This window comes from Hyalangium minutum (assembly GCF_000737315.1).
In the GTDB taxonomy this organism is placed as follows: Bacteria; Myxococcota; Myxococcia; order Myxococcales; family Myxococcaceae; genus Hyalangium; species Hyalangium minutum.
In genome coordinates this window covers 138,052-160,805 of the sequence record NZ_JMCB01000008.1, presented here as the reverse complement: position 1 = coordinate 160,805, position 22,754 = coordinate 138,052, and the positions used below count along the sequence as shown (strand labels likewise).

At 69.0% G+C, this 22,754-nt stretch carries 8 protein-coding genes; all 8 read left to right on the top strand.

All coding sequences use genetic code 11. The features are described from left to right. Window positions 1-71: 71 nt before the first annotated feature. The 8 genes from DB31_RS21925 (at window position 72) to DB31_RS21895 (ending at window position 22,737) form a co-directional block, all read left to right on the top strand. Window positions 72-3,641: a tetratricopeptide repeat protein gene (locus tag DB31_RS21925; protein WP_240486810.1), complete on the top strand. Its 3,570-nt coding sequence runs from the start codon at window positions 72-74 to the stop codon at window positions 3,639-3,641. Beyond that, entirely contained in the window at window positions 3,638-5,077 is a 1,440-nt protein-coding gene (gene gltE, locus DB31_RS21920; protein WP_044191079.1) for an adventurous gliding motility TPR repeat lipoprotein GltE, read from the top strand. The genes DB31_RS21925 and gltE overlap by 4 nt, the downstream gene beginning before the upstream one ends. 126 nt (window positions 5,078-5,203) lie before the next feature. After that, window positions 5,204-5,473 carry an adventurous gliding motility protein CglF gene (gene cglF, locus DB31_RS21915; RefSeq protein WP_044191077.1) on the top strand — a complete coding sequence of 90 codons (270 nt, stop codon included), beginning with the start codon at window positions 5,204-5,206 and terminating at the stop codon, window positions 5,471-5,473. A 72-nt stretch (window positions 5,474-5,545) separates the two neighbouring features. Further along, window positions 5,546-7,612, top strand: coding sequence for an adventurous gliding motility protein GltG (gltG, locus tag DB31_RS21910; protein ID WP_044191075.1), 2,067 nt, complete (start codon window positions 5,546-5,548; stop codon window positions 7,610-7,612). 111 nt (window positions 7,613-7,723) lie between these two features. Further along, window positions 7,724-8,362 (top strand): adventurous gliding motility protein CglE, encoded by a 639-nt coding sequence (gene cglE, locus DB31_RS21905; RefSeq protein ID WP_044191073.1) that lies wholly within the window; start codon window positions 7,724-7,726, stop codon window positions 8,360-8,362. Window positions 8,363-8,387: 25 nt separating this feature from the next. Then, on the top strand, window positions 8,388-8,609 hold the full coding sequence (locus DB31_RS50590; RefSeq protein ID WP_240486809.1) for a hypothetical protein: 222 nt from the start codon (window positions 8,388-8,390) through the stop codon (window positions 8,607-8,609). Between the two features lie 5 nt (window positions 8,610-8,614). Beyond that, window positions 8,615-10,345, top strand: coding sequence for a DEAD/DEAH box helicase (locus DB31_RS21900; RefSeq protein ID WP_240486808.1), 1,731 nt, complete (start codon window positions 8,615-8,617; stop codon window positions 10,343-10,345). Between the two features lie 116 nt (window positions 10,346-10,461). Continuing rightward, on the top strand, window positions 10,462-22,737 hold the full coding sequence (locus DB31_RS21895) for a tetratricopeptide repeat protein (protein WP_044191069.1): 12,276 nt from the start codon (window positions 10,462-10,464) through the stop codon (window positions 22,735-22,737). Window positions 22,738-22,754 lie beyond the last annotated feature (17 nt).

The window sequence follows — 22,754 nt, the reverse complement described above, 5'->3', positions numbered from 1 at the left end:
TTCCCAAAGAGTCCCGGCTACTTGCCAGCCAGGCAAGCATCCAGGATCGAACGCTTCGGCACAGGAGAGACATGCGTCGCTCGCTCCTCATCTGCCTGACGCTTCTGGCGTCGGTCGCGTCCGCGCAGACTAAGAAAAACCCGCGCGAGGCGGACCTCGGCAAGAAGTCTGCCACCACCATCGACAAGTCCCTCGCCGGCGACATCTCCCGCAAGAAGGCGGAGAAAGAGGCGGATGCCCCCGCGCTGAACTACGACCAGTTCCGGCTGGGCGTAGAGACGCAGGTGGCTTCCAAGCGCCGCGAGCAGATCGATTCGCTCAAGAAGATCATCGAGCTGTCCCCGGACCAGACGGAGGCCCCGAGCCTGCTGTTCCGCCTGGGCGAGCTCTACTGGGAAGAGGCCAAGTTCCACGAGTTCGAGGCGAACCGGAAGGACGACGACCTCATCAAGGCCATGAACCGCAATGACGCGGCAGCACAGTCGCGCGCCAAGGCGGAGAAGGCGGAGCTGCTGGCCAAGTCCAAGCAGTACGGCAAGCTGGCCCTGGAGCAGTACACGAAGATCGTCCAGCAGTACCCGAACTTCGAGCGCACCGACGAGGTGCTCTTCTTCCTCGGCCAGTTCCTCATGGAGGATGGCCAGGACAGCAAGGCGCTGGTGGCCTACAAGCGCCTGGTCCAGAAGTACCCGAAGTCCAAGTACCTGCCGGACGCGTGGCTGGCCTTCGGCGAGTACTACTTCAACAACTCGAAGGGCAAGCGCCCGGAGCTGGAGCGCGCCCTCGAGGCCTATAAGCGCGCCGCCGAGTTCACCGACAGCCAGGTCTACGCCTACGCCCTCTACAAGCAGGGCTGGTGCTACTTCAACATGGGCGACTACCAGGCCGCCAAGGACAAGTACAAGACGGTGGTCCTCTATGGCGAGCTGGCCGGCGCTGCCGCGGAGAAGGACGGTGGCAAGAGCGGCAAGAGCGGCCTCGTGAAGGAGGCCCGCGCCGACTACGTGCGCACCTACGCCCGCGACGGCGACGTGATGGCGGCCAAGGACGACTTCAGCAAGGTCGCCACCAAGCCGGAAGACCGCTTCGCGATGATGAAGCAGCTGGCGAACCTCTACTACGGCGATGGCAAGGACCGCGAGGCGGCCATCACCTACAACGCGCTCATCAAGGAGAAGCCGCTGTCGCCCGAGTCTCCGGGCTTCCAGGCGAGGATCGTCGACTGCGTGCTGCGCATGGGCAACAAGGAGCGCACCGTCGCCCAGGTGCGCCGCCTGGTGAAGATCACCAAGGAAGTGGAGGCCTCCGGCATCGTCAAGGAGGACAAGGACAAGAAGCTGCTGGACGAGGCCAACGAGCTGGCCGAGCGCACCCTGTCCAACCTCGCCGTCACCTGGCACAACGAGGCGCGCAAGACGCGTGACGAGGGGACGTTCAAGTACGCCGACGCCATCTACGGCGACTACCTCACGCTGTTCCCGGAGAACCCCAAGGCGTACGACATGCGGTTCTTCTGGGCGGAGCTCCTCAACGACAACCTGAACAACTACGAGAAGGCCTCCGTCAACTACACCCTGGTTGTCCTCCAGGACGCCAAGGTGCTGGACGCCAAGGACGAGAAGGGCAACCCCAAGCCCGGCAAGCCCGGCAAGTGGCTGGCCAACGCCGCCTACAACGCGGTGCTCGCCTATGACGAGGTGGTGAAGGCCGCCGAGGAGAAGGGCGCGCTCAAGCCGCCCGACACCTCGGACATGAAGAAGAAGCTCACCATCCCCGAGCCCCGTAAGGGTCTGCTGGATGCGTGCGAGCGCTATCTGAAGTACCTGCCCAAGGGCGACAAGCGGGTGGAGATCTCCTTCAAGGCCGCCAACCTCTACTACCGCTACAACCACTTCGACGACGCGGTGGCGCGCTTCAGCGACATCGCGCTGAACCACGCGGACTACAAGTTCGAGAACGGTGAGCGCGCCGGCGAGGTGGCCGCCAACCTGGTGCTCGACTCGTACAACCTGCAGAAGGACTTCGCGAAGGTGAACGAGTGGGCCCGCAAGTTCTACGCCAACGATCAGCTGTCGAAGGGCAAGTTCCGCGAGGACCTGTCCAAGCTCATCGAGCAGTCCTCGTTCGCGCTGGTGGCCCAGCTGGAGGAGAAGAAGCAGTTCTCCAAGGCCGCCGAGGCGTACCTGAACTTCGTCCAGGACTTCCCGCAGACGACGATCGCCGACCAGGCGCTCTACAATGCGTCCGTCGACTACTACAAGGCGAAGCAGCTGGATAAGGCCATCCAGGTCCGCCAGAACCTCATCTCCAAGTACCCGCGCTCGCGCTTCGTGCCGGACTCCATCTACGCCAACGCCGAGGCGCAGGAGGCCGTGGGCGACTTCGAGCAGGCCTCGAGCACCTACGAGCTGTACGTGAAGGGCTACGAGCGCAGCCTCGCGGAGAAGGGCGCTCCCAAGTCCAAGGCCAAGAAGGGCAAGGGCAAGGACGAGGGCGAGGAGAAGAAGGAAGAGAAGCAGAAGTGGGACGAGTCCAAGGCGCAGGTGGCCCTCTTCAACGCGGCCACCTACCGGGAGGGCCTGGGCCAGTACAAGCAGGCCCTCAAGAACCGTGAGCACTTCCTGGAGCTGTGGCCCAAGACGAAGGACGCGGAGCAGATCTTCCTGTCCATCGTGTCGCTCTACGAGAAGAGCGGTAACTACGGCAAGGCCATGAAGATGCTGGAGGACTACGAGCGCGACAACCTCCGCTCGCCCAGCAAGGTGCTCACCGCCGAGGGCCGCATCGTCAACATCTTCGAGAACAGGCTGAAGAAGGCCAAGGACACCGCCCGCCTCTACACCCGTATCCTCGAGTACTACGAGAAGCTGCCCAAGCGGACGCAGCAGGGGCTGGAGAAGACGGCCGTGGCCCCCGTGGCCCAGGCCCAGTTCCTCAGCGTGGATCCGGACTGGCGCGAGTACCTGCGCTTGAAGCTGACGTGGGGCCGCCCGGCGGACCCGAAGAAGTTCAAGGACTCGCTGGCCGACAAGGGCCGCGCGCTCGAGGTGGTCCAGAAGAAGTACATCCAGACGGTGTCCTTCGGCGCCCCGCAGCCCGCCATCTGCGCGCTGCACCGCATCGGGCTCGCCTACCACGAGATGGCCGACAAGGTGTCCAACGCGCCCATGCCTCCGGGCATCGACGCGGAGACCGAGCAGGCCATCCGCGACGAGTTCAACAACCAGGTGCAGCCCATCAAGGCCAAGGCCACCGAGGCCTTCGCCAGCGCCGTGGCCAAGAGCCAGGAGCTGGACTTCTTCAACGACTGCACCCGCGAGAGCTTGAAGATGCTGCGCGAGACCTACGCTCCGGAGCAGTACCCGACGGTGCAAGAGGACAAGGCCGCGCTGAAGAAGGGCGCGGACCTGGCCCTGGGCCTCGATCTGCTGGCCGCCATCCAGGACGTTCCCGAGCCGGTGGTGGAGGACGAGTCCACCGCGCAGGCCAAGACCGAGGCGATCCAAGAGGATCTCACCGACCTGACCAAGAAGCTGCGTGAGCAGACCGAGACCGATCTGAAGCGGCCGGTCGCTCAGGACGGCGCGGCTCCGAAGAAGGCGTCCAACGACGACCAGGAGCCGGAGGACTTCCTGCAATGATCAACCACACCCGATTCCTGCGTACCTCGCTGGGGCTCGTGGCGGCGGCGCTGCTGGCCTCCGGCTGCACCTCCTCCACGGCCGCGGGCCCCAATGGCCCAGCGGCCAACCAGAACACAGGCCCGAAGACGCCCGCCAAGGCCGAGCCGGTGAACATCTCCAACCGCGCCAAGCTCCTCTTCGAGGACGCGGTGAAGGCGATGGACACCCAGAAGAAGGCCAAGGCGGTGGACTACCCGTCGCTGGAGCGCAAGTTCAAGACGGCCCTGGAGGCGGACCCCAACCTGGCCGAGGCCGACTACAACCTGGGCGTCCTCGCCGAGCGCCAGGGCAAGAAGGACGAGGCCAAGAACTGGTACCGCTCCGCGCTCAAGAAGAAGCCCACGCTGCGCCAGGCCTCCGAGAACCTGGCCGTCATGTCGACGAACGAGGGTGATATCCCCGGAGCCGTGGCGCTCTACACGGACGTGCTCAAGCGCTTCCCGGACGACGCGGCCAGCCGCGCTCGCCTGGCGGAGATCTACCGGCAGACGGGAGATCTCGTGAAGGCGCTCGAGTTCGCCCGCGCCGCGCTCATGCGGGACCCTCAGTCCACCACCGCGCTCAAGGTGATGATGCGCACCTATGTGGACCGCAAGCAGCCCGCGATCGCCAAGATGGTGGCCCTGCGCGCGCTGAAGCTCGACGAGAATGATCCCGAGCTCCACCACACCGTGGGCCTCATCATCCAGGGTGAGGGCGATCCGGACGGCGCGATGCTCGCGTTCAAGAAGGCGCTGGAGGTTCGCCCGGACTATCTGCCCGCGCACATCCTCCTGGCCCAGCTCTCGCTGGACGCCGAGGACTACCCGGGCGCCGAGGAGCACCTTCGCAAGATTCTCCAGGCCGGTGGCAACAACGCCGCCGCGCACCTGAACCTCGGCGTCGCCTACAAGGGCCAGGGCCAGTACGACAAGGCCATGCAGGAGTACGACGAGGCGGAGAAGCTCGATCCGAAGATGGCCGCCATCTTCCTCAACCGCGCCATCATCCTGCACCGCGCGAAGGACGCTCCCGAGCGCGCCCTGGAGCTCTACAAGAAGTACGTCGCCATGGCCGGCGATGAAGTGGCGCTGAGCGCCGAGGCTCCCGTGTTCGGCCTCATGCGCGAGGCCGAGGCCGTCGTCCAGGCCAAGAAGGAGGCCAAGATGGCGGAGGATCAGGCCAAGCAGATGGAGGAGCTCCAGAAGAAGCAGGAGGCGGAGATGAAGAAGAACGGAGGCGCGCAGGGGGCCAACCCCGCGGGCGCCAAGTCCGAGCCGATGGAGGATCCCACCACCGGCGATCTCGCTCCGAACCCGGCCTCCGCTCCGAACGCACCTGCACCGCAGAAGGCGGCGCCTGGGCAGAAGAATCCAGCGCAGTCGGATCCTGCTGAGCCCACTGACGAATTCTAGTCAGCACTCCGGCTCGGCTTGTGGCCCCGCCAGTGGCGGGGCCACCTTGATTGATGCGAATCTACTAAACCTGAATTACGGGAAGTCGTTGTTGGGCGGGCGACTGAGGCTCGCGAGGAGATGGCAATGCGGAAGCTCTTGATGCTGTGCACGGTGCTGACGGTGGTCCCGGCGTTCGCCCAGGATGAGGGCGGCAAGGGTGGCGGCGGTGGCGAGGGCAACGTGCGCTACAACAAGACGACCACCATCGACTTCGAGGACGACACCATCGAGGGCGATCTCACCAAGCCGGACGGCGAGTACGTCGAGGCCCGTAAGAAGGTGAAGCACTCCAACCTCATCCGCATTCGCGAGGACTTCCAGGACAAGGTGATGCAGTCGGTGGGTGAGCTGTAGTCCGCGAAATTCGCGGAACCTTCTCCCACTCGCGTTGTCTGTCACCACGGGAAAGTCTACCGGGAGCCGTAAATGGCCGTTCCTCTGACACTCAAGGTTTTCAAGGGCGAAACCCTCGTCACCTCGAAGGATTTCGAGCGCGACATCATCAAGATTGGCCGTCTCTCCTCGGCGCACCTGTGCCTGGAGGATGAGAAGGTCAGCCGCATCCACTCCGTCATCGAAGTCGGCGCCGACGGCTCCCTCTCCATCATCGACATGGGGAGTGTGGAAGGCACCTACGTCAACGGCAAGCGCGTCAACAAGGGGAAGGTCGCCTTTGGGGACGAGATCAAGGTCGGTGGCACGACGATCCGCCTGGAGAGCCCGGCTGCGGTGGCTGCGGTGAACCTGGCTGCCGCCGTGTCCAGCTCGGACGTCACCACGCGCGTCGAGGTGCCGGTGGCCGACATGCAGGCCGCCTCGCAGCATCTGGCGCAGGCTGCCGCGGCGCCCGTGGCGGCTCCGCAGGTGGTGGCCGCTCCGGCTCCGGTGCCCGTGGCGGCTCCCGCTCCGGCGATCGACTCTTCCTTTGCCTCCACCGAGCAGAACGCGGTGGTGGCGCCGGTGGCCGAGGCCCCCGTCGAGGAGGAGGCGCCCCGTGCACGCGCCGCGCGCAAGAGCAGCAAGGCGAGCGGTCCGCTGGGCGCGTCCGTCGGCTTCCGCTGGGGTGACCAGCGCGTGGGCGAGTACTTCCTGCCCTCGGGCAAGGCGGCCCTGCACTGGAACGAGTCGCTGATGCTGGCGCTGTTCCCCAAGGGGCTCCGGAACATCGCCGGCAAGTCGCTGGTGGAGCAGCTGCCGGAGTCGCGCGACACCGTGACGGTGGGCACCGCCTCGGGCGTGGACATCGCCATGAGCGACGCCAAGCTGTCCAGCCCGAAGATGGCGGTGCTGAAGAAGCACTCGGACCTGCACACCTTCAGCGTCAGCTTCACCGGCAAGATGAAGGGCGAGCTCGTCCGCAAGGGCGAGACGCTGGATCTCAACGCCGTCATCGAGTCCGGCAAGGCCACGAGCGATGGCGGGGCCTACTCGCTGGTGCTCGAGCACGACGACTTCTTCTGGGCGGACCTGGGCGGCATCACCATGGAGGTCCAGTTCCAGCCGGCGCCCAAGCGCGTGTACGTGCCGCTGGCGGACTCGGTGGACTACCGGGTGCTCAACATCTTCCTGCTGACGTTCTTCCTGGGGACGATGTTCGTCATCGGCGCGATGAACCGCAGCGGGGCGGATGAGGAGTTCGCCGACGAGCTGAGCGGGGACAACTCGCGCCTGGCCAAGCTGATCATCAAGCCGCCGGAGACGCAGAAGAACAAGTTCCTGGAACAGCTCAACCAGCAGAAGGAGAAGCAGAAGGCGGGCGAGAAGGCCGCCAAGCAGAAGAAGGAAGAGGGTCAGATGGGCAAGAAGGAGGCGCCTAAGACCCAGAACCGCACCGCGCCTCAGGCCCAGCAGCGGGACAAGAAGGACGAGGCCCGCGCCCTCACGGCGAAGATCTTCGGCGGCAGCAAGGGCGGCGTCTCCACGCTGTTCGGCAACGCAGGCCTGGGCGGCGAGCTCAAGAGCGCCATGGGCAACATGTTCGGCGCCAAGGCGGGTGACTCGGGTGGCTTCGGCGGCCTGGGCATCCGTGGCGGCGGCGGCGGTGGCGGCGGCACGGGCGACACCATCGGCATTGGCGCCATCGGCACCAAGGGCCGCGGCGGCGGTACCGCCAGCTACGGCTCTGGCGTGGGCGTGCTCGGCGGCAAGCAGAGCGTGGATGTGGGCATCACCTCGTCCGAGCCCGTGGTCATGGGCTCGCTGGACAAGGAGCTCATCCGCCAGGTCATCCAGCGCAACCGCGGGCAGATCCGCTTCTGCTACGAGAGCCAGCTGACGAAGTATCCGAAGCTGAACGGTAAGGTCGCCGTGAAGTTCGTCATCAACGCCGAGGGCGCGGTGGTCTCCTCGTCGGTGGCCCAGTCCACCGCGGGCAACGCGGAACTGGAGACCTGCGTGGCTGGCCGCGTCCGCACCTGGATGTTCCCCAAGCCCAAGGGTGGCGGCGTGGTGGTGGTGACCTACCCGTTCATCTTCAAGGCCTCCGGCGAGTAAATCGGAGCTGCTGAAAAATTGTAGTAAGGCAGCGGGCGGGCTCGGCAGCGAGTCCGCCCGCGTCGCTTTTTAGGTGCCGGCTGCCTTGGGCGCGGTAACGTCAGGACTCGCATGAAAGCTCTTGCATCCCTTGCTCTCCTCAGCGTGCTCGTCCTTCCTGCGTTCGCGCGGGCTCAGGACTCCTCCACCTCCAAGAACTCCACGGGGGACAAGGAGGCGGAGACCTATAACGAGATCGAGCGCGGCCTATACCTCTCCGTCCAAGGAGGACCGTTCTTCGTCGTGAACCCTCCTGCCGACGAGAACACGCCGCGGCCCTTCTCGGCCGGACAGGCGGCCCAGGTGGAAGTGGGGTTCGATATTGGCGAGCGGCTCTCCCTAGGCCTGTTCGTGCAGGCCTCCACCAACAGCGCGGGCTCCGAGTACGTCGGTAAGTCCGGGGGCGCGGCCTCCGGAGCCTTCTCGATGCTGGTGCCGGGCGCCACGCTGCGCGCGCACCTGGTGGGCTTCGCGGACAGCCAGGACGTCAAGCGCACCTTCATCTATGCCCGGGCGGGGGCCGGCTTCGTGAAGTTCTCGCCGAAGCTGCTGCTGCCCGATTCCGACATTCTGGTGTTCGCCGGGCCGGGAGTGGAGTACTACACGCGCCTGCGACACTTCTCAGTGGGCGTCGAGATCACCGGAAGCTATCTGGTGTCCTCGGGTTCGATCGGGTTCGCGGTGTCGCCGAACCTTCGCTACGCGTTCTAGCGGGAGAAACACGTGCCTCAGGAGAATGGAAGCGGTGGGCCGCGCGGTGGTGGTGGGCGCGGACGGGACGGAGGGCCCGGTCAGGGACCTCGCCGTGACGGTCCGGGTGGCTTTGGTGGTCGGGACGGTGGCTTCGGTGGCCGCGATGGCGGCCGTGGCCGGGGCGATGGACCGGGACGGGGGCGCGGCCGTGGCCGTGACGAGCCCGGCGCCGGTGGGCCTGCCCAGCGAGTCATCGCCGAGCTGAGCGTCTTGGAGAAGGCTCTCTCCAAGAATGACTTCGCGGCCCAGAAGGGACCGCTGGAGGCCATCGTGCGCGCGCTGCGCCCCATGCGCCTCAAGTCCCTGGATGACCTGGACCCGAATGCGCGTGGCCGCCTCATCACCACGCTGCTGCGCGTGCAGCGCCAGCCGAAGCCGCCCGCTCCTGAGGCGCCTGCTGCTCCCTCTGAGGGGGCTGCCGCGGCTCCGGCCGAGGGTGCTGCTCCGGCCGCGCCCGCTGAGGGTGCCGCTCCTGCCGAGGGCGCTGCTCCTGCCGAGGGTGCCGCCCCTGCCGAGGGCGCTGCTCCTGCCGAGGGTGCCGCCCCTGCCGAGGGCGCTGCTCCTGCCGAGGGGGCTGCTCCTGCGGCCCCTGCCGCGGATCCCGTGCGCGAGAAGTTCGTCGCCTACACGGACGTGATGTTCCTGGTCGGTCAGGCCTGGCGCGCTGCGGGCGATCGCGAGCGTGCCGAGGCGGCGTTCACCGCCAGCGGCCGTCAGCCCGGTACCGAGACCGAGGAGCCCGTGCGCGCCGAGGGTGAGCGCCGCGAGCGTCCCGAGCGCGGTGAGCGCCCCGAGCGGGGCGAGCGCCGTGAGCGCGGCGAGCGGGGTGCTCGCGGCGACCGTCCGGAGAGGGGTGACCGTCCGGAGCGCGGTGAGCGCCGTGAACGTGGCGAGCGCGGTGCTCGCGGTGAGCGTCCCGAGCGGGGCGAGCGTCGTGAGCGCGCCGAGCGTCCGCCCATGCCGGAGCTGACCGGCGACTGGTCCGAGCAGGCCAAGCAGCTCGAGACCATGGGCCGCACCCGTGACGCGGGCAGGCTGCACGAGCGCAACAACTCCTTCGCGGAGGCGATTCGCCTCTTCGAGGCGGGCGGCGACATCAAGAGCGCGCTGCGCTGCGCGGTCGAAGGCAAGGACATGGACGCGGCGCGCCGCCTCGTGGCGGGGCTGCCGGCCGATCAGATTGGCCCCACGCTGGAGAAGGCGGGCGCGTACGAGCTCCTCATGGAGCACTACGTGGCCAAGGCCGACTTCGAGAACGTGGCGCGGCTGTACGAGCGCGCTCGCCAGTACGATCAGGCGGGCCTCGCGTACGAGCGGGCGAACAAGCTGACCCAGGCGCGCAAGTCGTACGAGCGCTCGCGGGACATGGCGAGCGCCAACCGCGTTCGGGGCCTCGAGGTGAAGTCGCTGGTGGAGCGCGGGGATCGGCTGGGCGCGGCGACGCTCCTGGCTGCCGCGGGCCAGCGCCGCGAGGCCGTGGAGGTGCTGAGCCCTCTGCCTCCGCCCAAGGCGTTCCACTTCATGCAGCGGCTGAAGCTGGACGAGGAGGCCAAGGCCCTCGCCCAGCGCGAGCTGGCCCGCGCCGACGAGGAGAAGAAGCCCGCCGGCCGCGCCCGCTGGCTGGAGCTGCTGGGTGAGACGGCGTCCGCCGCCGAAGCCTGGGAGCAGGCGGGCCGCAAGGAGAAGGCCCTTCCGCTCCATGAGCAGCTGGGCAACTTGCCCCGCGCCGCTCAGCTGGCCGAGGAGCTTCAGCAGAAAGCCAAGGCCATCGAGCTCTACACGCGGCTGAACGATGCCGCAGGCTTGGAGCGCGCCAAGACCCTGCCGGAGGCTCCTCCCCCGCCTCCTCCGGGTGCCGCCAAGGAGTCCGAGAAGGACGCCGAGGCTGGATCCGAGACCCCATCGCCTGCTACCTCGTCTGGGGAGCAGGAAAGTCAATAGTTCTCGCCGGTTGGCGAGCTTTGCGCGATTGCCCGGGGACGCTCACGATCGCTAGAGTCTCACCCCTCTAGCGCCTCCGTGCGGTTGCGCTCCCTTTCCCGCGAGGCCCGCTGTCCATGGAACAAAACTCTTCTCCGCGCTCCACCCCTGTGCGTGCGACCGATGAACGGTCCTTCCTCGAGACCGAGGCCACATTGGAGAAGGCGGGTCGCGTCGAGGACCTGATTCGCCTCTACGAGGGGCGCGGGCGCGAGGTGCCCGCCCCCGAGGCCACCCGTCTCCTGAGCCGCGCCGCGGAGCTCTCGCTCGAGCGGCTCCGGAACCCGGCCCGCGCCGAGGAACTGCTGCGGCGTGCGCTGCTGCTGGCTCCCGATCCGCTCCCCGTGCTGCGCGGGATGAAGACGCTCTACGAGGCCAAGCAGGACGCCGCGTCGCTGGCGGACACGCTGGAGCGGCTGGCCGGCTCCACCACGGGCCAGGAGAGCGCAGGCTTCTTCCTGAAGGCGGCGGATCTCTACGAGACGAAGCTCTTCCGGCGCGACCGGGCGGTGTTCTGCCTCCAGCAGGCCACGCGCGCGGCGCCGGATCGGGCCACCTTCAAGCGGCTGCGCCAGGTGCTGCTGAGCGAGGACCGCTTCCAGCCCGCCTTCGAGGCGCTGGAGCGCGAGCGCGAGGCGATGGGCGCTGAGGGCATGGCCGACGAGTACGCGGCTGTCGCCGAGCGGCTGGTGGAGGATCCGACGGAGCACGCGCTGGCCGAGAAGGTGCTCGAGGTGGCGCGCACGCTGGATCCGCAGAGCGCGCGGGTGGAGAAGGCGCAGAAGGCGCTGCAGCGCTTCGAGCAGACGTGGCGTGACCGCGTCCGCATGCTGCGCAGCATGTCCCTGGAGGAGCGGGACCGGAAGAGCGCGGCGCGGCTGTCGCTGCTCGTGGCGAAGCTCTTCGCCTGGTACGACCCGCAGGCCGGGGCCAGCAAGGTGAAGGAGGCGCTGGACCGGTGCTTCCTGCTGTGGCCGGGCATGCCCGAAGCCCTCAACCTCATCGAGAGGATGGCCGAGCGCAGCGGCGACTTCGCCTCGGCCATTACGCAGTTCGAGGCCATGGCCAACGAGGCCAAGGACCGCACGGCCCAGGTGGACCTGTGGCTGCGCGTGGGCACCGGCCGCCTGACGCGGCTCAATGATCCGGCGGGCGCGCTCGCGGCCATCGAGAAGGCGGCGTCGTCGGACCCGACGCGCGCGGACGCGGTGAACCTCGCGGCGGAGATGCTGATGGAGCATGGCCGGGGCCCGGATGCCCTCGCGGTGCTCGAAAAGCACGTGGCCACCGTGAAGGATCGGCAGGCCCAGGCCTCGCTGCGGCTGCGGCTGGCGGATCTGTGCCTGAACCAGCTGAACGATGGAGCCGCCGCGCGCACGCACCTGGAGGCGGCGCTCAAGGTCGACCCGACGAACGCGCTCGCGGCCTTCGAGCTGGCCCGGCTGCTGGCGGACACCGAGCAGTACGAGGCAGTGGATCCGCTGCTGGATCTGGCGATGCTCTCGCCGCGCCCGAAGGCGGAGCGGATCGCCTTCTGCGAGAGCCTGGCGATGACGTACGAGGAGCGCGGGGATGCTCGCCGTGCCTTCGACGTGCTGTCTCGCGCCTTGGTGCTGGAGCCGGCCCGGCCGCTGCTGCTGGGCACGGTGGTGGAGCACGCGGAGAAGGCACAGGCCCAGCACGAGCTGGCCATGGCGCTCAAGCGGGCAGTGCTGGTGGCTCCCGAGCAGGTGGCGCTGGCCATCTGGCGGCAGCTCGCGCAGCTGCTCCAGGGGCCGTTGGCGGATCCCGTGGGCGCCGAGGCGGCCTGGCGCGAGGTCCTGGCGCGGGCGCCGGGTGACTCGGTGGCCGAGGAGGCCGTGAAGTCGCTCAAGGCGGCGGCGGCGCGCGCGGAGGATCCGCGCGTGAAGCTGGAGACGGAGATCAACCGCAAGGAGACCGCGGGCGCGCCTTCGGACGAGATCGAGCCGCTGGTGCGGCAGCTCGTCTCGATGGCACCGGACGAGCCCGGACCGCTGCAGCGCCTGCAGGCGCTGTGCGTGTCGCTGTCGAAATTCGAGGAGGCCGCGCAGCTGGCGGGCCGGTTGTCGACGCTCGCCGAGACGCAGGTGGAGCGCAGTGACTGGTCGGCGCGGCAGGCGAAGCTCTACGCGGAGCGGCTGAACCGGAATGAGGACGCGGCGAAGCTCTTCCTGAAGCTCCTGTCCGAGAACGTCTCCACGGGCCTCGTGGTGGGCGGGCTGGAGCGGCTGGCCTCGGCGGGCATCCGGACGGCGGAGATCGCCGAGGCGCTCGCCAACCAGTACGGCCGGACGGGCGATCACCAGCGGCAGGTCGCCGCGCTCCAGCAGCAGCTGGATGCCACGACGGACTCCGCCGCGCGTCAGCGCCTCATCGGCCTGCTGGCGACGATCCACGAGAAGCAGCTGGCCGACAGCCGGGCTGCCTTCGACGCCCGTATCCGCGGGCTCCGCGAGAATCCCAAGGATGACCTGAGCCGCGGCGAGGCGTTGCGCCTGGCGCGCGATCTCTCCGCGCAGGCGGAGCTGGTGCGCGTGCTGCGGCGGCTGGCCACGGAGTCCGAGGAGCTGCAGGTGGCCGTGCAGCTGCTGTCGGACTCGGCGACGCTGGCCGAGGAAGTGGGAGCGGTGGCGGACGCCACGGACGCGCTGCAGGCGGCGCTGGGCCGTGCGCCTGAGTCACCCGAGCTGCTCCAGCGGCTGTTGCGGCTGCTGTGGCGCGCGGGCCGCGTGGGAGATGCGGAGGCGCTGCTGCGCAAGCGCATCCAGACGGCCAAAGGTCAGGAGCGCCTGCGGCTGCTGCTCCAGCTGGTGGAGCTCAGCGCCCAGACGGGCCGTCCGGCCGATGCGGCCGATGCGCTGCAGGCGGCGCTCACGCATGGCGCGGAAGAGGGCAAGTTCCTGCCGCGGCTCGCCGAGCTGTACGAGAAGGCGGGCCGGACGCGCGAGCTGAACGACACGCTGGCGCGCATGGTGGCGCTCGCGGAGACGGCGGGAGACACCGAGAAGGTGGCGCGGCTGAAGCTCAAGCGCGCGCAGCTGCTCCAGGGCGCTCCGGGCGGCGATCAGGCCGAGGCAGTGAACAGCTACGCGGACATTCTCCGCCAGCGCCCCTCCGATCCGGATGCGCTGACCGCGCTGGAGGGCATGCTCGCCTCGGGCCCGGCGCGTGAGGCGGCGGCGCGGGCGCTGCTGCCGGCGTACGAAATCACCAAGGACCACCGTAAGTTGGTAGCGGCGCTCGACGTACTCGCCGAGGTGGCGAAGGACGACTCGGCCCGTGCTCAGGCGCTGCGGCAGGCCGCGCACGTGCACCTGACGCACCTGCGCCAGCCAGAGCTGGCCTTCGCGGCACTGGCTCGGGCCATGCGCCTGACGCCGGGAGACGCGGGTCTGCGGGCCACGGCGCGCCAGGCGGCCGAGGACGCGGACGCGCTCGACAGCTACGCCGAGATCCTCCAGGAGCTGACGGAGGAGGGGAATGTTGGCCCCGCGCGCGCCGCGCTGCTGCGCGATCTGGCCGAAGTGCAGGAGAAGAAGCTCGACGACAAGGCCAGCGCGGTGAAGGCGCTGCATGCGCTGCTGGAGCTGGAGCCCACCAACGTCGACTGCCTCAAGTCGCTGCAGCGGCTCCACCGCGCGGGCGAGCAGTGGGCGGAGCTGGCTGAAGTGCTCGAGAAGCTGGCCTCCGTCTCCACAGAGCAGGCGGAGCAGGTGGCGTACCTGCGCGAGGCGGCGCTGCTGCACGAGAGCAAGCTGAGCAACAAGGCGCGCGCTGCCGCCGCGTGGCGCACGATCGCCGAGCGGGATGCGCTCCAGCGTGAGGCCGGGGCCTCACTGGATCGCCTCTACACGGAGCTGAACCAGGCGCAGGATCTGGCCTGGGCGCTGGAACTGCGCCGGAGCCAGGAGGGTCAGAGCCCGCAGGGGCGCGAGGTCTCCTTCCGTCTCGCGGAACTGCTGCGCACCACGCTGAACAACCCGACCGCCGCGCTCAAGCTCTACGAGCGCATCCTGGCCGAGGACCCGGGCCATCCGGGCTCGCGCACCGCTCTGGAGGAGTGGGTGAAGGCGGCCCTGCCGACGAGCCGGGCGGCGCTGGAGACGCTGGATCCGGTGCTCCAGAAGCTGGGAGACCACGCCCGCCGGGTGGCCCTGCGCGAGACGCGCATGGAGGCCGCGCTGACGGCGGAGAAGTCCGAGCTGGCGACGGAGATCCGGCGCATCTACGAGCAGGAGATGCAGCAGCCTTCGCTGGCCTTCATGGCGGCGGTGAAGGCGTTCGCGGCGGGGATCGATCGCGAGGCGTTGCGGCCGGAGCTGGAGCGGCTGGCGCGTGAGACGGGTTCGCACGAGGTGCTGGCGGAGATCTACGAGAACGCCATCTCGGATCTGCCTGCGGGTGATCCATCGGCGATGACGCTGCTGCGCCGGACGGCAGAGCTGCGCGAGCAGTTGAACCAGCCCGAGGAGGCCGCGCGTCTGTGGAAGAGCCTGCTGGAGGACGCTCCGCAGGATCGCCCGGCGCTGGATGCGCTGTCACGCCTGTACGAGAAGGGCCAGAACGCGAAGAACCTCTCCGAGGTGTACGCGGCGCAGGCCCAGCTGGCCACGGATCCGGAGACCCGGCGCGGACTGTTGCTCAAGGCGGGTGACGCCTACGCCAGCGCGGGGGATGACGCGAAGGCCATCGAGGCCTACCGCTCCGCGCTCGCGCTGAAGAAGGCGCCCGAGGGCCTGCTGGCGCTCGACAAGCTGTTTGCGAAGGGCCACCGCGTCCAGGAGCAGGCGGACGTGCTGGCGCAGCTGGCGGAGCTGGCGGCGGACGTCGAGTCCCGCCGGGGCTTCATCCTGCGCCGTGCGCAGCTGCTGGAGCTCGCGGAGAGCACGGCCGAGGCGCTCATGGCCTACCGTGGGCTGCTGGAACTGGTTCCGGGCGATCCGCAGGGCATTGCGGGCCTGGAGCGGCTGTTTGTCCAGGAGGGGCAGCGGCTGGATGCGGCCCGCCTGCTGGAGCCCGTCTACCGGAGTGTCAACGACACCCGGAAGCTGGTGGAGGTGCTGGAGGTGCTGCTGTCCTCCGCTCAACCGGAGCAGCGGCTGGAGCGCATCCAGGAGATCGCCGTCCTGCGAGAGTCGCTGGGACAGACGTCGCTGGCCTTTGCCGCGCGCCTGCGCGCCTTTAGCGAGTTCCCCCAGGCCCCCACCGTGCTCGATGAGCTGGAGCGGCTCGCGGCCGACTCGGGCTCCTTCGAGGAGGTGGCGGCAGCCTACGAGGATCAGCTCGAGCGGGGCGTGCAGGAGCCGCTGGCGGGCGAGCTGTGGAAGCGGTCGGCGGCTGTCTACGACGGGCGCCTGAAGCGCTACGACCTGGCGGTTCGCGCGCTGGAAGAGGTCAGCAAGCGCGAGCCGTACAACAAGGAAGTGCTGGAGTCGATCGCCCGCATCCACCGGCGCACGGGTGCCCACCGTGAACTGGCGCTGGTCATGCGCCGGCAGGTGGCGGCGGAGACCAACGCCAGTCAGCAGATCAACCTGCTCTTCGAGCTGGCGCACCTCGCGGAGGAGACGCTGTCGGACAAGGCGCTCGCCGCGCAGGCCTACCGGGCCATCCTGGAGCGCAAGCCGGAGAACGGCAACGCCCTGAAGCTGCTGGCCAAGGTGCTCACGGAGATGGAGCGCTGGCCGGAGCTGGCGCAGCACATCGAGCGGGAGATCCAGCTCGCGGACTCGCGCAACGCGACCGAGGAGGCCTCGGATCTGCGCGTGCGCCTGGGCCGGTTGAAGTTCACCCGCCTGGATGATCCGCGCGGCGCGCTGGATCTGTACCAGGCGGTGCTGGCCCGCCGGGCGGGACACGCGGGAGCGGTGGGCGCGTTGGAGGAGATGGCACGCTCGGAGAGCCCGCTGCGTGGCGCGGCGGCCAGCGCTCTGGAGCCGGTGTTCGCCGGTGTCGGAGACCACCTCAAGCAGGTGCAGATGTTGGAGGCGCGGGCCTCCGTGGAGCCGCTGCCGCAGGAGCGCGTGGCGCTGCTGCGCCGCATCGCGGAGACGTACGCGGGCCCCATGGAGAACGCGGAGCTGGCGTTCGTGTACGCGGTCCGGGCGCTCCAGGAGCTCCCGGATGAGCTGCGCTCTCTGGAGCTGTGCCTCTCTCTGGTGGAGCCTGCGGGCACGCCCGAGGAGCTGATGGAAGTGCTCGCCAACGTCGCTCCGAAGGCGAGCGACGCGGCGCGAGGAGAGCTGTACCGCGCGCTGGCGCGGCTGCAGGCGCGCATGGGCGAGGACATCGAGGCGCTCGCCGCGTGGCGCAAGGTGCTGGAGGTGCGCCCCACGGACGAGGAGGCCCTGGAGAGCGTGGGCCGGCTGCTCACGTCCGAGGGCAAGCCCGCGGAGCTGCTGGAAGTGCTGCGCCGCCAGCTGGCGATGGCCGAGGATCCGGTTCGCCGTGCCGTGGTGCTCTTCCAGATCGGCGTGCTGCAGGAGGATCAGCTCAAGGACACCCTCGGGGCGCTCGCGACGTTCCGGCGGTTGCTGGAGCTCAAGCCGGATGACGCGGCGGCGCTCGGCCGGATGGAGAGCCTGTGCCAGAAGCAGGAGCGCTGGCCGGAGCTCGCGGACGTGCTGGCCAAGCGCATCGCGCTGATGCCGCCGGAGCAGGCGCTGGAGCTGAAGTTCCGGCTGGCCACGGTGCGCGAGGGCAAGCTGCTGGACAAGCCGGGCGCACTGGCGCTCTTCGGCGAGGTGCTCACGCTGCAGCCGAACCATGCGGGCGCGGTGGCGCGCATGGAGGCGTGGGTGAGCCGCGAGCCGCAGAACCTGCTCGCGGTGGAGACGCTGCTGAAGGCCCTGCGGGCCAGCGGCGACATCACCAAGTTGGCGCAGTACATCGAGGTGCGCGTGGGCGCCTCCACGGACGCCTTCGAGAAGAAGGCGCTCCTGGGCGAGCTGGCCACGCTGCGCGAGACGCAGGGAGAGGCGGAGCTGGCGTTCCTGGCGCTCTTCCGGGCGTTCAAGGAGGACCCGAACGACGCGGACCTGCGTCACCGGCTGGAGAGCGCGACGGATGCCTCCAGCACGTATGACGAGCTGGTGGCGGCCTACGAGGAGGCGCTGCCGCGCATCGCCGAGGCGGAGGACGCGGCGGATGTGTGCCTCAAGCTCGGGCAGATGCTGGAGACGAAGCTGCGCGAGCCCGAGCGCGCCATCACCTACTACGAGCGCGCGCGCACGCTGCACGCGTCCGTGCAGGAGAAGGCGCTGCTGGCGCTGGATCGGCTCTACGTGGGGCTGGAGGCGTGGCCGGAGCTGGCGGGCGTGCTGGAGCAGCTGGCCACGGGCGCCACGGCACCGGCGGACAAGACGGGCTTCCTGTTCCGCCTGGGCCAGCTGTGCCAGGAGCGCCTGGAGAGCATGGACCGGGCGGCGTCGGCCTACGAGCAGATCCTGACCATTGATCCGGCGCACCTGGCGTCCGCGCGGCTCCTGGAGGGCCTGTACGAGGCGGCGGGCGCGTCCGACAAGCTGTACGCCATCCTGCAGCACGAGCTGGAGCGCGTGAGCGGGGCGGAGAAGGAGCGCGTTCTCTCCAAGATGGCGCAGGTGTCGGCCGAGGGGCTGGCGGACCTGGGCCGCTCCATCGAGCTGTACCGCGAGCTGCTGGCGAAGAACCCGCGCAACGAGCAGGCCTTCTCCGCGCTGGAGAGCCTGCTGGAGCGCGCGGATCGTCCGGAAGAGCTGCGGACGTTGCTGGCGGATCGGCTGGCGCAGACGCTGGATCCGCGCGAGGTCGTGCGCCTCAACGAGCGGCTGGGCCGGGTGGCGTACCGGCTGCTGAAGCAGCCCGAGGCGGCGGTGCCGTACTTCAAGGCCGCGCTGGACCGCGACCCGCGCCACCGGGTGGTGCTGGACACGCTGCGTGAGCTGTACGAGGAGACGGCCCAGCGTGAGGAGCTGGTGGCGGTGCTGCGCCGGCTCGTGCCGCTGCAGGAGTCCTCGGAGGGCGTGAAGGCGCTGCGCATCCGCCTGGCGGAGGTGCTGGCAGAGATGGGCCGCCGCGAGGAGGCGCTGGACGCCGCCCGCCGCGCGCTCGAGGTGGAGCCGCACACGGTGCCGGACCTGGATCGCGTCCAGGCGCTGTTCGTGTCCCTGCGTGCCTATAACGACGCCGTCCGCGCGCTGGAACTCAAGGTGCAGGTGCACCTGGGCACGGAGGAGCGCGAGCAGGCGGTGGCCGCGTACTTTGCGGTGGCGGACATGTGGGAAGGCCCGGGCGCCAAGCCCGAGCAGTCCGCGGGCGCTCTGGAGAAGGTGCTGGAGCTGGATCCGGCCAACCGCACGGCCTTCGAGCGGGTGTCGGCGCTGTACCGCAGCCACAACGACTGGCGTGCCTACGCCGGCGTGGTGGACCGGTACATGCCTAACCTCGTCACGGACGAGGAGAAGCTCACCTGGCTGCGCGAGCTGGCGCGGGTGCAGGAGGAGCGGCTCGGTCAGAAGGACGTGGCGTTCCTGGCCATGTGCCGTGCGCTGCAGATCGACGCGGCGGACGACACCATCCGCGAGCAGGTGGAGCGGCTGGCGAACGAGACGGGCTCTCATGAGGAGCTCGCGGCGGTCTACGAGGAGGTGGCGGACTCGCTGCCCAAGGGACCGCTGGCCGAGCGGCTCTACGCCACGCTGGCGCGCGTCCACGACGAGAAGCTGGATGACGCGGCTGCGGCCGAGGCGGCGTATCGGAAGATCCTCGAGTTCGACCCGACGAACGCCACGGCGCTCGAGGGGCTGGCGGGGATGTTCCAGCGGCGCGGCCGGGACCGCGAGTACGTGGTGGCCCTGGAGCAGCAGCTCGAGGCCGCTGCGTCCATCGAGTCGCGCAAGAGCATCTTGAAGGAGATCGCCCGCATCTACGACGAGCGGGTGGGGGATCCGCAGGAGGCGGCCACGGCGCTGCTGCGAGCCCTGGAGCTCGAGCCGGACGTGGAGACGCTGGACGTGCTGGCCGCGCTGTACCGCCGCCAGAACGCGCACTCGGACGTGGCTGCCACGTTGCAGCGCAAGCGGGACCTGATGGGCACGGCGGAGGAGCGCGCGCGCATCCAGGTTGAAGTGGCGGGCGTCTACGAGCGGGACATCGGCGATGACGAGGCCGCGGTGGTGGCCTACCGGCAAGCGCTGGAGTTCAACCCGGAGAACCGCGAGGCGCTGGAGTCGCTCGAGCGGCTGCACACGAAGATGGACCAGCCGGCGGAGCTGCTGGCGGTCTACGAGCGCATGCTGGAGCTGAGCACGGACTACCGGGAGCGGGTCCGGGTGCTCTTCCGCAGCGCGGGCATCTGGGAGGACAAGTACCAGAACCTGGCGAACGCGGACGCCTGCGTCGAGGCCATCCTGGCCATCGACCAGACGAACATGCAGGCCATCAAGACGCTGATCCGGCTGCGGCGCATGCAGGAGCGCTGGGAGGATCTCATCGTCGCCTACGAGCGTCAGCTGTCGCTGACGACCGAGCCGAAGGAGCAGGCCGAGCTCTACGTGGAGATGGGCACCGTCTATCACCAGCAGCTCAAGGCGGTGGACCGCGCGGTGGCCAGCTACCAGTACGCGCTGCAGGTGGAGCCCTCGTGCCGGCCGGCGCTGAACGCCCTGGGCAAGCTGTACGAGCGCAGCGGCAACTGGCCGGACGCGCTGGAGATGCTGCGGCTCGAGGCGCAGGTGCTCGGTCAGTCGCCGGAGGCGGTGGAGCTGTACCACCGCATGGGCAAGATCAACGAAGACATGTTGATGGACACGGGGAGCGCGAAGTCCAGCTACCAGCAGGCGCTCGCGATCGACCCGGGGTACCTGCCCAGCATCCGCGCCCTCAAGGGCATTCAGGAGCAGGATCAGGACTGGGGCGGCTACGAGCAGACGCTGCTCCAGGAGGCCCAGAGCTCCGATGATCCGCAGGCCAAGGCCCGCGCGCTGCTGGACGTGGCGAAGTACCACGCGGAGACGCGGCAGGATCAGCAGACAGCCACTCACTACTTCGAGGAGGTACTCAAGCACGTCCCGGACAGCCTCGAGGCGGCGCGCCCACTGGCGGACGTCTACATCGCTCGCGAGGACTGGATGCTCGGCGAGAAGATGCTGGACATCGTCGTCCGGAAGATGGCGGAGAAGGCCATCGCGGAGAAGGACGGCGCCGTGACGGTGGATCTGTCGCGGCAGCTGTACCGGCTCGGCTACGTGTCGGAGAAGCTGGGCAAGCGCGAGAAGGCGCTCGATGCGTACGAGAAGTCCTACGGTCTGGACTCACGGTACCTGGCCAACCTGGAGAGCTTCGGCAACCTGCTGGTGCAGTCCAAGCGCTACGACGACGCGCTGAAGGTGTTCCAGGCCATCCTCATCCACCACCGCGAGAGCCTCACGGACCTGGAAGTGGTGGAAGTCTACTGGCAGCTCGGTGACGTGCTGGCCGCGCTGGGCCACGCGGACCGCGCGCAGAACCACTTCGAGAAAGCGCTGGCCATCGACCCGGGGCACGAGCCGTCCCTGCGGGCCCTGGTGGCGCTGATGGACAAGGCGCGCCAGTACGAGAAGTCCGCCGAACTGCGCCAGCAACTCGTCAACGTGCTGGACGGCGAGGCCAAGGCAAAGGTCTTGCTGGAACTGGGCGAGATCGCGCGGGAGATGCTGAAGGACCCGTACATGGCCATCGACGCGTTCAGCGGCGCCCTCAGGGAGCAGCCGGATGCGCCCGAGGTGATGGACAAGCTGTACGTGCTGCTGCGCGAGACGCGCCAGGGGCACAAAGCGGCGGACGTGCTGCAGCGGATGCTGTCGCTGCCCGCCCTGGCCGCCGAGCCGCACAAGGCCAAGCGGGTGTGGTTCGCGCTGGCGGAGATCCGCCGTGACGAGGCGAAGGACGTGGAGGGCGCCGCCGAGGCGTTCAACCGCGCCCTGGACCTGGATCACCGCTTCGTGGAGGCCTTCAGCGCGCTCGAGGCGATGCTGGGGCAGGCCAGCCAGTGGAAGGCGCTGGAGGACAACTACGCGCGGATGCTCTCTCGCATCCCGAAGACGCCGGACACCCACGTGGCGCGCATGGCACTGTGGCGTGCGCTGGGCGATCTGTACCTCCAGGTGCTGAAGAACACCGAGGGCGCGGTGGCGGCCTACGGCGTGGTGGCCAAGGGCCTGCCGGAGGATGCGAAGGTGCAGGAGACCTTCGCCGAGGTGGCGGGCCAGGTGCAGGGCAAGGAGGAGGAGGCCATCGCGGCGCTCCGCCGGGCGCTGCCGAACACGGAGGATCCGCGCAAGGTGTGCGGCCACCTCGTGCGCCTGCTGGCGGTGCGCAAGGACTACGACGGGGCGTGGCTGGCCGCGCAGGCGGTGGGGGGCCTCATCGGTGATCCGGGGGATGACGAGAAGGAGATCCTCACGAAGCTGGGGCCCTACGCCAAGCGCAAGGAAGTGGCGCAGCGCGCGCTGACGGATCGGCTCTGGCAGACGCACCTGTTCCACCCGAAGGTGCGCACGCCGCTCTCGGAGCTGATGGGGATCCTGTTCGAGCAGGTGGGGCACCTGTACGCGGTGCCCTTCCAGCAGTACCAGATCGTCCCGAAGAAGCACCGCATCGACGTCGGCACCTCGCAGGAGTACCACGTCCACCACTACCGCTACGTGGCGCGGCTGTTGGGCATGGAGGCGGTGGAGCTCTACTCGCCGTTCCTCATGGCCACCCGCGAGCGGCTCAGCCGGCGCTCCAACGAGCCCGCTCCCGAGCCGATGATCAACGCGGAGCTGCTGCAGACCCACCCGGCCTGCGTGCGCGTGGGCGGTAAGTTCTTCGCGGAGCAGGGACAGAAAGAGGTCTACTACCTGCTGGGCCGCACGCTCGCGCTGGCGCGCTCGGAGCTCGCCTTCAGCCAGCGGCTGGCGCCGGATCGGCTCGAGGCGCTGCTCCAGGCGGCCATGACCATGGTGGTGCAGATCCGGCACACGGCGGATCCGCGGCACTTTGCGGAGGCGCGGCAGTTGCTGGAGAAGAACCTCAGCGAGCCGGCCAGGGCGGCGCTCGCCAAGGTGGTTCGCGCCTACCTGCCCACGGCCACTCCGACGGACGTGCGCACCTGGTTGGAGGGCGTAGAACTCACAGCGGCCCGCGCGGGGCTCTTCGCCTCGGGCGAGATGGAGCCGGCCAAGCGGATGGTCACTGGGGAGACCGGATCCTCCTTCCGCGTGCCGCCGCGCACCAAGCTCCGGGATCTACTGGTGTTTGCGACCTCCGAGGACCTGCATGATCTGCGTGTCGCCGTAGGGACGCACGTGGAGGTGCAGGTGAGGAAGTAGCGGTTAGATCGGGGGGA

Excerpts from the sequence above, each read along its gene's own strand:
- DB31_RS21925 (WP_240486810.1), top strand. The coding sequence starts at position 72 with ATGCGTCGCTCGCTCCTCATCTGCCTGACGCTTCTGGCGTCGGTCGCG.
- gltE (WP_044191079.1), top strand. The coding sequence starts at position 3,638 with ATGATCAACCACACCCGATTCCTGCGTACCTCGCTGGGGCTCGTGGCG.
- cglF (WP_044191077.1), top strand. The coding sequence starts at position 5,204 with ATGCGGAAGCTCTTGATGCTGTGCACGGTGCTGACGGTGGTCCCGGCG.
- gltG (WP_044191075.1), top strand. The coding sequence starts at position 5,546 with ATGGCCGTTCCTCTGACACTCAAGGTTTTCAAGGGCGAAACCCTCGTC.
- cglE (WP_044191073.1), top strand. The coding sequence starts at position 7,724 with ATGAAAGCTCTTGCATCCCTTGCTCTCCTCAGCGTGCTCGTCCTTCCT.
- DB31_RS50590 (WP_240486809.1), top strand. The coding sequence starts at position 8,388 with ATGGAAGCGGTGGGCCGCGCGGTGGTGGTGGGCGCGGACGGGACGGAG.
- DB31_RS21895 (WP_044191069.1), top strand. The coding sequence starts at position 10,462 with ATGGAACAAAACTCTTCTCCGCGCTCCACCCCTGTGCGTGCGACCGAT.